Consider the following 14,173-nt stretch of genomic DNA (forward strand, 5'->3'; position numbering starts at 1 on the left):
AGACCATCACCGGCATCCAGACCGTCAAGGCGACCGCACTCGAGCCGGCGATGTCGCGGCGCTGGGACGAGCAGCTCGCGGCCTACGTGTCGGCGAGCTTTCGCACGCAGAACCTGTCGACCTTCGCGCACGAGGGCATCAACCTCGCGGGCAAGCTGGTGAACGCCGCGACGCTGTGGTACGGCGCGCACCTGGTGATGGACAACGAATTGAGCGTCGGCCAGTTCGTCGCGTTCAACATGTTCGCGCAGCGCGTCGCGCAGCCCATCATGCGCATCGCGCAGATGTGGACCGACTTCCAGCAGACCGGCATCTCGATGGCCCGATTGGGCGACGTGCTGAACACCCGCACCGAGGTGGCGCCCAGCACCGCGGCGCAGCTGCCGCCGCTGAAGGGCCGCATCACGCTCGACCAGGTGGTGTTCCGCTACCGGCCCGAGGCGCCGCCGGTGCTGCACGGCGTGAGCCTCGATGTGCGGCCGGGCGAGGTGATCGGCATCGTCGGCCGATCCGGGTCGGGCAAGAGCACGCTGACGAAGCTGGTGCAGCGGCTGTACTCGCCGGAGCAGGGCCGGCTGCTGGTCGACGGCATCGACATCAGCCTGATCGACGCGGCCCAGCTGCGCCGCCAGGTGGGCGTGGTGCTGCAGGAGAACTTCCTGTTCCACCGCAGCGTGCGCGAGAACATCGCGATCACCGACCCGGCGGCGCCGCTGGAGCACGTGATCGCCGCGGCCACGCTCGCCGGCGCCCACGAGTTCATCAGCGAGCTGCCCGAGGGCTACGACACGCTGGTGGGCGAGCAGGGCGCGAGCCTGTCGGGCGGGCAGCGCCAGCGCATCGCGATCGCGCGGGCGCTGTTCAGCAACCCGCGCATCCTGATCTTCGACGAGGCGACGAGCGCGCTCGACTACGAGAGCGAGGCGATCGTCCAGCGCAACATGGCCGCGATCTGCCAGGGCCGCACGGTGCTCGTGATCGCTCACCGGCTGAGCGCGGTGCGCAATGCCCACCGCATCATCGTGATGGACAAGGGGCGCATCGTCGAGATGGGCCCGCACGAGCAATTGCTCGCCAGGCCGAAGGGGCTGTATGCCTACCTGTGGCAGATGCAGGGCGGCGTCGAGCGCGCGCCGGTTGTCGTGGAAGTCCAGGCGTGAGCGGCGCTGCACCGGCCCGGCATCCGGCGCTGGCCTTGCTGGCGCGCTACCGCGCGGTGTTCGCCGCGGCCTGGCAGGCGCGGCATGAACTGGCGGGCCCGAAGCGGCTGGCCGACGAGGCGGCCTTTCTGCCGGCGGCGCTGAGTCTCCAGGCGACGCCGGTGCACCCCGCGCCGAGGCGTGCAGCCTTCGTGATTTGCGCGCTCTTCGTGGTGGCCTTGCTGTGGGCCAGCTTCGGCGAGCTGGACATCGTGGCTTCTGCCCCGGGGCGCATCGTCGTCAGCGATGGCAGCAAGCTGATCCAGCCGTTGGAAGCCAGTGTGGTCAAGGCCATCCAGGTGCAGGACGGCGACCGCGTGAAGGCCGGGCAGCTGCTGATCGAGCTCGATGCGACGCTGGCCGAGGCCGATCGCGGGCGGGTGATGCAGGAGCGGGCGTCGGCGATCTCGGAGGCGGTGCGCACGGCAGCGCTGCTGGATGCGCTGGAGCATGGCGGCGAGCCGCAACTGGCCATCGACCCCGACCTGAACGCCGATGGTCGGCGCGCGGTGCAATCGCAACTGCGCAGCGAGTGGGCCGACATCAACGCCAGGCTGGCCAAGCTGCGCGCCGAGGCCGCCAAGCACCGCGCCGAGGCGCAGACGGTGGCGCAGCAGATCGACAAGCTGGAGACGACCGTGCCGCTGGCACGCCAGCGCGAGGCCGACTTCAAGGCACTGTCGGAGCAGGGCTTCATCGCCGGCCACGCCGGCCAGGACCGCACGCGCGAGCGCATCGAGATGGAGAAGGACCTGGCGACCGCGCGCGCCCGCCAGCTGGAGGCCGAAGCCGCGCAGCACGAGAGCGAGCAGGGCCACGCGGCGCAGCGCGCCGAGATCGTGCGCGTGCTCGGCGAGCGCCATGCGGACGCCGAGCTGAAGCGGCGGCAACTGAATGCCGAGACGGTGAAGGCGACGCAGAAGACGCGGCTCACGCAACTGACCGCGCCGGTCGACGGCACGGTGCAGCAGCTCGCGGTGCACACCGCCGGCGGCGTGGTGACGCCGGCGCAGGTGCTGCTGGTGGTGGTGCCCGACCGGGCCGAAGTCACGGCAGAGGTGACGCTGGAGAACAAGGACATCGGCTTCGTGCGCGAAGGCCAGCATGCCGAGGTGAAGCTGGAGACCTTTCCGTACACGCGCTATGGCACGGTGGGCGCGAAGGTGATGAGCGTGGCCGCCGATGCGGTGGTCAGCGAGCCGGCGCGTGCGCCGCAGAACAGCTTCGGCAACAACGCCAATAGCACCGACAACAAGGCCCCGCAAGGCGCCAGCTTCCCGGCGACGCTGCAACTCGACCAGCGCGACATCAACGTCGACGGCCGGCGCGTGCACCTGTCGCCGGGGATGAACGTGACAGCGGAGATCAAGACCGGCCGGCGCCGGGTCATCGACTACCTGCTGAGCCCGGTGCGCGAGCACCTCGGTGGCAGCCTGAAGGAGCGGTGATGCGATCCGGCAAACGCAAGATGTCTCCGCGGATGTCGCTGGCGGTCGCGGCGGCGGCGACCTTGTTGCTCGGCGTCGGCGGCTACAGGAACTTCAATGGGTATTGCTGGGATCAGGGCCGATACCTTTCCGACGACGATCTGATCCGGGAAGCCATCCGCGCCAACGCGACGGACATGGGCCTGGGCGGCTCGACTGCCGAGATCGACAGGTTCATGGTCGACCATCCCGGTTGCTGCGAGGTCGATCGCGTCACCTCCATGGCGAGCGGACCGCTTGAACGGCTCGTCGGCTTCTTCGGCGTGATCGTCAAGGTCACCTATGACGTGCGGCCCGGATTCGCCTCCAGTACGGGCCAGAAGAAATACTCGAACTACGTCCGGATGAATGCCTGTGGCTTGCGCGCGGACATGTTCGGCGAATTCATCGATTGAGACGCGAAGTACCCATCCACCGCAGTACCCATCAACCTATTGACAGGGGCAAGCATGGTCTACACCTGGAATCAGCTCACCGCCGCGGAGCTCACGAATTGGTTCTTGTACGGTCAGCCGAACAAGCCGGCCAATCTCCTCGATGAGACCCTGATGCGACCGGCCGGGAAGGAGCAGCCGATCGACATCGATGCGGTCTCGTTCATGTCGAATGGTGCGGGACGATTCGCGTTCGGCTCGTCCTTCGCGTTGGTGGATGCCTTCATGTCGGGCGGCTTGTTCGGGAGCCTGAAGGGGCCACAGAGTTTCTCGCTGCAGCAGGCCATGACGGCGCTGGGCAAGGCCGGTGCCGACAAGCTGTCCATCCTGCAGATGGACTACAAGGACGGGGTGGCAGACCACGCGCTGCGAAGCTATCTCTACAACCAGGACAGCTTCAGGATCGCTCCCGGCGCGACGTTCGTGATCGATGCCAACGGCGACCGGCACATCGAGAATTTTGCGGTCCTGCCCTTCGACGACAACTTCGATTTCGAAGGATCGTTCTGGTCCAACATCGGAAACGCGTACCTCAACGCACGGATCGATCCCGACCAGATCGGCCGGATCCTGAGGCTGAAATTCGACGCGGCGAGCAAGAACGCCATACCGCGCATCAGCTACACACAGCAGACCTACCAGGCGGACCAGCAGAAGTACGCCGCGTCCTACACGCACTTCGCGAACGCCTCCAGCCTCCTCAGTGAAATCCCGCCGCTGGTCGATGCACTCTGGAGCGCGGGGGTCACCCAACTTCTCGACGGCAACCGCCCCATCCTCTACGGCACCGACCAGGCCGACATCGTCAATGGCACGATCACGGTCGGCAAGCATCCGGTGAACCTGGCGACGTCGCATTCGCCGGGCTTCGACGTATCGAGCTTCGTCCAGAACGGCATCACGTACTTCACCGGTGCGGGCAACGACAGCATCCGGGCCGGCGTGACCGACGACAAACTGATCGGCGGCACCGGCGATGACACCTTGCAGGGCGGGGTCGGGGTCGACAGCTACATCTACCGGCTGGGGGACGGCAAGGACACGATCATCGATTCCGACGGCCGCGGCCAGATCGTCGTGGCAGGAACGCCCCTGCCCAAGGGCTCGGCGGCACAGCACCGCAGGGTCGGCAACCTCGACGAATGGAACATCGGCAACGGGGCGTTCATCTACACGCTGGACGACAAGCAGCGCCGATTGATCATCACCGGAACGGGACTCGGCCCGGGTGGGCAGATCACGATCAACGGCTTCGACATCACCCGTCCGGGCGGCTACCTCGGCATCGAGCTCGTCAGCACGACCAAGGTCGTTCTTCAGCAGGGCACCGGCGGCGACCCCTTTGCCACGGCGGGCTTCGACCCGGGCAGCGTCGTCGGTTCGTCCTCGATGGCCGAAGGGGGCTCCAGCTTCTACACGCTCTACCTGAACAAGGCGGCCAAGGCCGGCGACACCATCACGCTCGCGCTGTCCGACCTGGGCGACAAGTTCCAGGCCATCCTCGGTGACGACGTGGTGGCCGCCAACGGCGCAGTGATCGTGCTGGCGGACGGCCAGACCCAGGTCAGCTTCGCACTCAAGCAGACCGGTGAACTGGAAACCGATGGCAGCGCGCAGCTGAGTGCGACCTATGCGGGGCAAGGCGAGGGCGCGAGCAGCGCCAGCTCGAACGCGTGGAACCTCGACGTGCACGACAACGGCGACGAGACACATACCTACAACGGCGATCAGCGTGCGCTGATCCGCGGCGTCGAGGTGGACCTGGAGATCCTGCCAGGCGATCCCCGCTACAACACCTACAAGTGGACGGCCACCCAGTGGTCCACCGACGGCACCCTCAACGGCGGCAAGCCCGAGGTGGATTTCAACGACGTCATCGACGGCAGCGCGGACAAGGACAAGATCGACGGCAAGGGCGGCAACGATGCGCTCGATGGCCTCGCGGGCAACGACGAGATCGACGGCGGCACCGGCGACGACCTGATCGGCGGCGGCGCCGGCAGCGACGCGATCCACGGCGGCGCCGGCAATGACGTGATCCTGGGCGCCACCGGGCTGAGCGTGTTCCAGCGGGCCAGCCCGGATGACCAATGGGTGCCGCCGCCGGGTACCAGTGCGTGGATCAGCGGCAGCAACTGGGGCGTCTACCAGAGCAACGGATCGCGCACCATCGTCGGCGGCGGTTCGCTGGCGATGGACAGTGCCGGCGATTCGGTGGATGCCGGCGACGGCAACGACATCGTGATCGGCGGCTTGGGAAGCGACCGCCTCGAAGGCGGTACGGGCGACGACTCGCTGTGGGGTCACGGCGGCGACGATGCGCTCGAAGGCGGTGCCGGTGCCGACTACCTGGTCGGCGACGGCATCCGGGACGCCGGCTACTACCAGACCCTGTCGCCGGCGCAGCACGGCAATGATTTCCTGGACGGCGGCGAAGGCGACGACACGCTGAAGGGCGGCGGCGCAAACGACGTGCTGTTCGGCGGCACCGGTTCGGACACGCTGTGGGGCGACGAGACCGGCGAGGACGAGCTGCCGGGCGCGCAGCACGGTGACGACTACCTCGACGGCGAGGACGGCAACGACCAGGTGGTCGGCGGCGGGGCCGATGACCAGCTCTATGGCGGTGGCGGCGACGACAGCCTGTGGGGTGACGGCGACACCGAGGACATGCTGGGCGGCACGTTCCACGGCAACGACGTCCTCGATGGCGAGGACGGCGACGACTACCTGGCCGGAGGCGGCAAGGACGACACGCTGTACGGCGGCGCCGGAGCGGACGTGATGCGCGGCGACGCCCGGGAAGAGGACCTGGCTGGCAGCTTCCACGGCGCGGACTACCTCGACGGCGAGGATGGCGACGACCAGATCCTCGGCGACGGTGGCAATGACACCTTGTACGGTGGCGAAGGCAATGACCTGCTGGCCGGCGACGAGTTGACGGAGGATGCGCTGTCCGGCGAGTTCCATGGCAATGACTACCTGGACGGCGAGGACGGCGACGACCAACTCGTGGGCGGCGGCAAGGACGACGTGCTGTACGGCGGTGCCGGCAAGGACAGCCTGTGGGGCGATGCCGACGAGCCGGGATTGGGCGGCGCCTCGCACGGCAACGACTACCTGGACGGCGAGGACGGCGACGACCTGCTGGTGGGGGGCGGCCGGGACGACACGCTCGCCGGCGGCAGCGGCGACGACGAGTTGCAGGGCGACGCGGGCAGCAATCGGCTGGGCGGCGAATTCCACGGCAACGACGTGCTCGATGGCGGCGACGGCAATGACCGGCTGTTCGGCCTGGGCCGCAACGACACGTTGGCGGGCGGTGCCGGCAACGATTTCCTCAGCGGCGACGGCAGTGCCGCCGACGTGGCGGCGTCATTCCACGGCGACGACGTCCTCGATGGCAGAGAGGGCAACGACACCTTGCTGGGCGGAGGTGGGAACGACCTGCTGCAGGGCGGCGACGGCAACGACTTCCTGTCGGGCGAAGACCAGCTCGGCACGTCGGCAAGCAGTGAACTGACCGGCGACGACGTGCTGTACGGTGGCGACGGCAACGATGTGCTGCTGGCCGGCAACGGCAACAACGCCCTGTCCGGCGACGCAGGAAACGACAGCCTCTGGGGCGGTGACGGCGACGACATGCTGCTGGGCGGCGATGGCGACGACTTCCTGCGCTCGGGCGCCGGCAACGACACGCTGGACGGCGGAGCCGGCAGCGACATCTACTACGTCGCGCTCGGCAGCGGTGCGAAGCACATCCAGGAGACGCAGCGCAACGACGGCGACTGGAACCTGCTGATCCTGGAAGCGGGCTTCACCTTCAGCCTGGTGCAGTTGTCGCTGGGCTCGCTGGTCATCGGCGCGGGCTCGGGCGACAGCGAGATCCATCTCGACGGCGTCGACTATGACGACCTGGCGAATACGTCGCCGATCAACGCCATCCAGTTCTCCGATGGCACGACGCTGACCATCGGACAGCTGTTGGATGCCGTGTCGATCGGCATTCCGGCGACCGAGTTGGAGGACTACCTGCGCGGCACCTCCGGCAAGGAAGTCATCCACGCGCTGGCAGGCGACGACTTCGTCGATGGTCGTGGCGGCAACGACGTGCTCGACCTCGGTGCCGGCAACGACATCGCGTTGGGCGGTGACGGCAACGACAGCGTCACCGGTGGCGACGGCGACGACACGGTGCTGGGCGAGGCCGGCGCCGACCAGCTGGAAGGCGGGCAGGGCGCTGATGGACTGGCCGGCGGCGACGGCAACGACCTGCTGTCGGGAGGCGACGGCAACGACCAACTGGCCGGCGATGCCGGCGCGGATCAACTGCTTGGAGATGCCGGCAACGACACGCTGAACGGTGGCGACGACGACGACGGGCTGCAAGGCGGCGACGGGGCCGACCTGCTCGCCGGCGGCACCGGCAACGACGCTCTGGACGGCGGCACCGGCGCCGACACGATGTCCGGCGGCGCGGGCGACGACAGCTTCATCGTCGACGACGCGACCGACCAGGTGATCGAGGCCGCCGGCGAGGGCCACGACACGGTGCGCAGCGCGCTCAGCCTGACGCTCTCGGACAACGTCGAAGACCTGGTCCTGCAGGCCGGCTCCTCGGCCTTGAACGGCACCGGCAACGCGCAGGACAACACGCTGACCGGCAACGACGGCGACAACCTCCTCGCCGGGCTCGTGGGCGCCGACACGCTGATCGGCGCAGGCGGCAACGACACGCTGGACGGCGGCAGCGGCAGCGACGCGCTGCTCGGCGGCCAGGGCGACGACCTCTACCTCGTCGACGCGTCCACCGATGCGGTGACGGAGCTGAACGCCGAAGGCAACGACACCGTCGTCGCGAGCGCCGACTTCACGCTCTCCGACAACGTCGAGACGCTGCGGCTCACCGGCGGCGCCGCCGCCGGCACCGGCAACGGCCAGGCCAACACGATCACCGGCACCGCGCAGGACAACCGGCTCGACGGCCAGGCCGGCGACGACCTGCTGCAAGGCGGTGCCGGCAACGACGAGCTGATCGGCGGCAGTGGCGTCGACACGCTGGTCGGCGGCAGCGGCGACGACCTGTACGACGTGGACCGCAGCGACGACCAGGTCGTCGAGCAGGCCGGCGAAGGCGACGACACGGTGCAGAGCTCGGTCAGCTACGTGCTGGGCGCCAACCTCGAGAACCTGGTCCTCACCGGCTTCTCGAGCAGCGATGCAACCGGCAACGACTTCGCCAACCGGCTCACCGGCAACGGCGGCTCCAACGTGCTGGACGGCGGCGCCGGCATCGACACGATGGCCGGCGGCGACGGCGACGACACCTACGTGCTCGACAGCGCGGCCGACCAGGTGGTCGAGCTCGCCGGAGAAGGCAGCGACACCGTCGTGGTCGGCTTCAGCTACGCGACCGGCAACAACATCGAGAACGTGCGCCTGACCGGCAGCGCGAACCTGGACGCGACCGGCGACGCCGGCGACAACGTGCTCGAAGGCAACGCCGGCAACAACGTGCTGGACGGCGGTGGCGGCGCCGATGTGCTGATCGGCGGCGATGGCGACGACACCTACCTCGTCGACAGCGAAGACGACCGGGTCTTCGAGGCGGCCGGCGAAGGGATCGACACCGTCGTGCGCAGCTACGACAGCTTCTTCATCCTGAACGACGGCGTCGAGAACCTGACGCTGGCCGGCACGGTGGAACGGGGCAACGGCAACGACCTCGACAACCTGATCGTCGGCAACGCGAGCGACAACAACCTGCTCGGCCTCGGCGGCGACGACACGCTGATCGGCGGTGCCGGCGACGATGCGCTGTTCGGCTCCGAAGGCGCCGACTCGCTGGTCGGCGGCAGCGGCGACGACTACTACGAGGTCGACGATGCCGGCGACGTCCTGGTCGAGAACGCGGGCGAGGGCGACGACTTCATCCGGTCCGGCGTCAGCTGGACGCTGGGTGCCAACTTCGAACGCGTCGCCCTCGACGGCTCGGACAACCTGGACGCCACCGGCAACGCGCTGGCCAACGGCCTGTGGGGCAACGCCGGCAGCAACACGCTGACCGGCGGGCAGGGCAACGACTTCCTGTTCGGCGATGCCGGCAACGACGTCTATGTCTTCAACCGCGGCGATGGCCAGGACAGCGTCGACAACACCGACGCGCTGGCCGCCACCGACACGCTGCGCTTCGGTGCCGGCATCACCGACAACGATGTGCTGGCCTTCCAGTCGGGTGCCAACCTGTTCTTCAAGGTGAAGGGCTCGACCGACCAGGTCGGTTTCATCAACTACTACGCCGGCAACAGCGTGGTGAACGGCGTCACGCAGGACCACAAGATCGACCGCATCGAGTTCTCGAACGGCGTCGTGTGGGACCAGGCCATGATCCAGACGGTGGTCGACCGCGCGAACAACAACCATTCGCCGACGGTGAACACCTTCCTGCCGACGCTCAACGCGAAAGCCGGCAGTGCCTTCAGCTACACCGTGCCGCTGAACACCATCACCGATCCGGACGCGTGGGACTCCATCACCTACCGCATTTCGATGCAGGACGGCAGCGCGGTGCCGGCGTGGCTCACGTTCGACCCGGCGACGCGCACGATGTCCGGCACGCCGGGCACGGCCAACGTCGGCAGCCTGCAGTTCGTGCTGTGGGGCACCGACAACTACAACTTCTCGGCCGGGGAGTTCGTCACGCTCAACGTCGGCCCGGCCAACCGCGCACCGGTGGTGAATGCCGCGCTGGCCGACAAGACGGCCGCACAAGGCGCGCCGCTCAGCTTCGCGCTGCCGGCGTCGTCCTTCACCGATGCCGATGGCGATGCGCTCGCCTACACCGCGACGCTGGCCGACGGCAGCGCGCTGCCGGCCTGGCTCAGCTTCAACGCGGGCACGCGCACCTTCAGCGGCACGCCCACCGCGCTCGGGACGGTCAGCGTGAAGGTCACGGCGACCGACACCAGCAACGCGTCGGCGAGCGACGTGTTCGACATCGCGGTCAGCCTGCAGAACCTGGTGCTGAACGGCACCGCCAACGCCGACACCTTGATCGGCGGCAGCGGCAACGACTCGATCAGCGGCGCCGGCGGCAACGACACGCTGGTCGGCAATGCCGGCAACGACACGCTGAACGGCGGCACCGGCAACGACTCGATGACCGGCGGCGCCGGCGACGACACCTACGTGGTCGACAGCAGCACCGACGTCATCGTCGAGGCGCTGAACGAGGGCATCGACACCGTGCAGAGCACGCTCGCGACGTACACGCTGGGCGGCAACGTCGAGAACCTGCTGCTGGGCGGAACCACCGGGTTGAACGGCATCGGCAACGAGCTGAACAACCAGTTGACCGGCAACAGCGGCAACAACACGCTGACCGGCGGGCTGGGCAACGACACGCTCGATGGCGGCACGGGCAACGACACGCTGGCCGGCGGAGCGGGCGACGACGTCTACGTCGTCAACGTCAGCACCGACGTGGTGACGGAGAACGCGGGCGAGGGCACCGACACCATCAACAGCGCAGTGACCTGGGATCTCGGCGTCGCGGCCTACGCCAACGTCGAGAACCTCACGCTGACCGGGACGGGGGCGATCAACGCCACCGGCAACGCACTGGCCAACGTGCTGATCGGCGGCAGCGGCGCGAACACGCTGACGGGCGGTGCCGGCAACGACACCTACAGCGGGGGCCTGGGCAACGACACGCTGACCGACACCTCGACCACCAGCAACGACGTCTACCGCTGGGGCCTGGGCGACGGCCTGGACACGTTGAGCGACGCCGGCGGCAGCGACCGCATCGAGATCGGGGCAGGCATCACGGCTGCGCAGGTCACGCTGACGCGCAGCGGCAACAACCTCGTGATCGGACTGACGACCGGCACGGACAAGTTGACGGTGAGCAACTGGTATGTCGGCACGGCCAACAAGATCGAAGAGATCCGGCTGGCCAACGGCAGCGTGATCCCGTCGTCGTCGATCCCGCTGTCATCCGCGGGAACGCAAGCCGCGCAGGCCATCTCGATCGACCAGGATGCGGCCGCGCTGGTGTCGGCCATGGCGCAGTTCGCGGTGCCGGGCGACAGCGATGCGGGCAACCAGCACCCGCTGGCCTCCAGCATCAAACCAATGCCGGTGTTCGCGATGCCGGGGTCGGCGGTGTAGGCCCTCGGCGGCCGGGGCGGCACGGGCTGCCTCGGTCCCCTTTGAAGCACGTGGGCTTCAGCCGCGCCCCTGCCACGGCACCCACCGCCGCTGCAGCGCGCGCAGCCCCAGCTCGCCCCCGAACGCGATCAGCGCGATCGCGAAGATCCCCAGCAGCACGATGTCGGTGTTCAGGAACTGAGCGGCCGACTGCACCATGAAGCCGAGGCCGCGCGTCGCGGCGACCAGCTCGGCCGCGACCAGCGTCGACCAGCCGACGCCCAGCCCGACGCGCAGGCCGGTCAGGATCTCGGGCAGCGCGCTCGGCAGCACCACGTGCCGCAGCAACTGCCAGCGGGTCGCACCGAACGACTGCGCGGCGCGCAGCCGGCCCTCGTCGACCTGTCGCACGCCGGTCGAGGTGGCGATCACCAGCGGCGCGAAGATCGCGAGCGTGATCAGCAGCACCTTCGACAGCTCGCCGATGCCGAACCAGATCACGATCAACGGCAGGTAGGCCAGCGGCGGCACCGGCCGGTAGAACTCGACCAGCGGATCGAACACGCCGCGAGCGGCGGGCGACAGCCCCATCCACAGCCCGAGCGGGATCGCGGTCAGCGCCGCGAGGCCGAGCGCCAGCGCAACGCGCGCGAGGCTCGCGCCGGCGTGCTGCCACAGCGTGGCGTCGAGATAGCCTTCGCCGGCCACGCGCAGCAACTGCGCCCACACCGCAGCGGGCGGCGGCAGGAACAGCGGCTCGATCCAGCGCGCCGCCGTCACCGCCTGCCACGCGGCCCCCAGCACCAGCACGCTCAGCAGGCTGACCACGGCGGGGCGCGACCACAGCGGCGCCACGGCCTCGGGCACAGCCGGCGCTTGGCCTGATTCGTCAAGCGCGGCAGGCTGCGTGAGCACGCGCACCGTCATCGGGGAGATCGCATCCATCGCAGGTTCAGTGCACCGCTTCGTCCTGCGCGAACACCGCGCCGAGCACCTGCTCGCGCACCGCGACGAATGCCGGCAGCGACTTGATCGCCCGCGCCGCCTCGCCCTGCGCATGGCGGCGGCCGAAGTCCAGCGCCCGGTGTTCGACGATGCGCGCCGGCCGGCGCGACAGCACGACCAGGTCGGTCGCGAGGAACACCGCCTCCTCGACCCCGTGCGTGACCAGCACGATGGTCTTGCCGGTGGCCTGCCATACCTTCAGCAGCAGCTCCTGCATGCGCTCGCGCGTCAGCGCATCGAGCGCGCCGAACGGTTCGTCCATCAGCAGCACCTCGGGGTCGGCGGCCAGCGCGCGGGCGATGCCGACGCGCTGGCGCATGCCGCCCGACAGCTCCCACACCGGCCGCGACCCGACGCCTTCGAGCCCGACCAGCGCGAGCAGCTTGCGCGCCCGATCCTCTCGCGCGGCGCGGCTCCCACCGCGCAGGCGCAAGGGCAGCGCGACGTTGTTCAACACGTCGAGCCAGGGCAGCAGCGCGTCGTCCTGGAAGACGACGCCGCGGTCCGCACCCGGCCCGGTGATCGGCCGACCCGACACCGACACCCGCCCGCCGCTGGGCGTCACGAACCCGGCGATGACATTCAGCAAGCTGGACTTGCCACAGCCCGAAGGCCCCAGCAGCACCGCCAGCGCGCCTTGCGGCACCTGCCAGCTGATGCCGTCCAGCACCGGGGTGTTCACAGCCGTGGCCGAGCCTGCAGCACCCCGGTACCCTACAGTGACCGCCTGCAGTTCGACCACGGCGTGAACTCCTTCGTGTCCTTGATGTGGTGTTTCAGCGCGCGGCTGCGACCGCCTGGCCCGAGGCCTGGGTCGCAGCCTGCACGTGCTTCGGGCTGACATACGGGCCGTAGTCGGCGAGCACCTTGTCGACCTTGCCCTGCTCCTTCAGGAACTTCGCGGTGTCGGTCAGTGCCTTGACGGTTCCGCCCCCCAGCAACGCCGGCGCGGCCTGCTCCGCGAGCGTCGGGAACTTCGAGCCGGCCAGCAGCTCGGGCACGTCGGCCGCGTTGGCGCCGGTCAGCCGGGCGATCTTGTCGACGTTGGCGGTGTTCGCGATGAAGGCCTTCGCGTCCTTCCGGTAGGCCGCATAGGCTTGGCCGGTAATGCGCACGAACTGCGCGACGAACGCCGGGTTCTTCTGCGCGAAGTCGCGGCGCACGATCCAGGCGTCGAAGGTCGGCGCGCCCCAGGTCGCCACCTCGGCCGAGCTGGTCAGCAGCGTGCCGCTTTCCTTGATCTTGCCGAGCGCCGGGTCCCACACATAGGCGGCGTCGATGTCGCCGCGCTGCCAGGCCGCGGTGATCTCGGTCGGGCGCAGGTTGACGATGTTCAGCGTCTTCGAATCGATGCCCCAGTGCTTCAGCGCGGCCAGCAGGCTGTAGTGCGTCGTCGACACGAAGGGCACGGCGATCTTCTTGCCGACCAGGTCGGCCGGCTTCGCGATGCCCGAGCCGTTGCGCACGACCAGCGCCTCGGCGCTGCCGATCTCGGCCGCGACCAGGATGGTCTCGATCGGCAGTTCGCGGCTGGCCGCGGCGGCCAGCGGGCTGGAGCCGACGTAGCCGATCTGGATGTCGCCCGATGCCACCGCGGTGATCACCTCGGCACCGCTCTCGAACTTGCGCCATTCGATGGCCTGGCCGGTCGCCTTCTCGTACAGGCCGTCGGCCTGCGCGACCTTGGCCGGCTCGACGACGGTCTGGTAGGCGATGCGGACCTGCGCGGTGGCTGCTGCGGCGGTGGCGAACAGCCCGAGCGCGATGGCCAGGGCCTGGACGATGGATGCGCGGCGCGTGTGTGTCATGGGTTCTCCTCCTCGGGGTTCGGTGCAACTCGTCACGACCTGCACGGTACGGCGCGGCCCGCGCCGCACGAACGAAGCTTTTCGGATGT

General features: G+C 68.9%; 7 protein-coding genes. 4 read left to right on the forward strand and 3 right to left on the reverse strand.

All coding sequences use genetic code 11. The features are described from left to right. From FHT26_RS10765 to FHT26_RS10780, 4 genes are all read left to right on the forward strand, one after another. Positions 1 to 1,160, forward strand: a 1,160-nt coding sequence (locus FHT26_RS10765; protein ID WP_168560145.1) for an ATP-binding cassette domain-containing protein, incomplete at its 5' end; no start/stop codon positions are given. Next, positions 1,157 to 2,647: an HlyD family type I secretion periplasmic adaptor subunit gene (locus tag FHT26_RS10770; RefSeq protein ID WP_168560146.1), complete on the forward strand. Its 1,491-nt coding sequence runs from the start codon at positions 1,157 to 1,159 to the stop codon at positions 2,645 to 2,647. The genes FHT26_RS10765 and FHT26_RS10770, both read left to right, overlap by 4 nt. Continuing rightward, complete coding sequence (locus FHT26_RS10775) at positions 2,647 to 3,081, forward strand: hypothetical protein (protein ID WP_168560147.1); 435 nt, start codon at positions 2,647 to 2,649, stop codon at positions 3,079 to 3,081. Before FHT26_RS10770 ends, FHT26_RS10775 begins: the two co-directional genes overlap by 1 nt. Before the next feature lie 153 nt (positions 3,082 to 3,234). Further along, on the forward strand, positions 3,235 to 11,292 hold the full coding sequence (locus FHT26_RS10780; protein WP_168560148.1) for a putative Ig domain-containing protein: 8,058 nt from the start codon (positions 3,235 to 3,237) through the stop codon (positions 11,290 to 11,292). A gap of 57 nt (positions 11,293 to 11,349) precedes the next feature. On the opposite strand, the gene tauC is transcribed toward FHT26_RS10780, so the two are convergent. The 3 genes from tauC to tauA are packed head-to-tail and all read right to left on the reverse strand — an operon-like array spanning position 11,350 to position 14,084. Further along, the gene (tauC, locus tag FHT26_RS10785; RefSeq protein ID WP_246867837.1) at positions 11,350 to 12,216 is read right to left on the reverse strand and encodes a taurine ABC transporter permease TauC; all 867 of its coding nucleotides are present in this window, start codon (positions 12,214 to 12,216) and stop codon (positions 11,350 to 11,352) included. A gap of 7 nt (positions 12,217 to 12,223) precedes the next feature. Beyond that, positions 12,224 to 13,018, reverse strand: a complete 795-nt coding sequence (tauB, locus tag FHT26_RS10790; RefSeq protein ID WP_490362781.1) for a taurine ABC transporter ATP-binding subunit — start codon at positions 13,016 to 13,018, stop codon at positions 12,224 to 12,226. Between the two features lie 34 nt (positions 13,019 to 13,052). Continuing rightward, entirely contained in the window at positions 13,053 to 14,084 is a 1,032-nt protein-coding gene (gene tauA / locus FHT26_RS10795; RefSeq protein WP_168560150.1) for a taurine ABC transporter substrate-binding protein, read from the reverse strand. Positions 14,085 to 14,173 lie beyond the last annotated feature (89 nt).

Source organism: Rhizobacter sp. SG703 (assembly GCF_012275445.1).
Lineage (GTDB): Bacteria > Pseudomonadota > Gammaproteobacteria > Burkholderiales > Burkholderiaceae_C > Rhizobacter.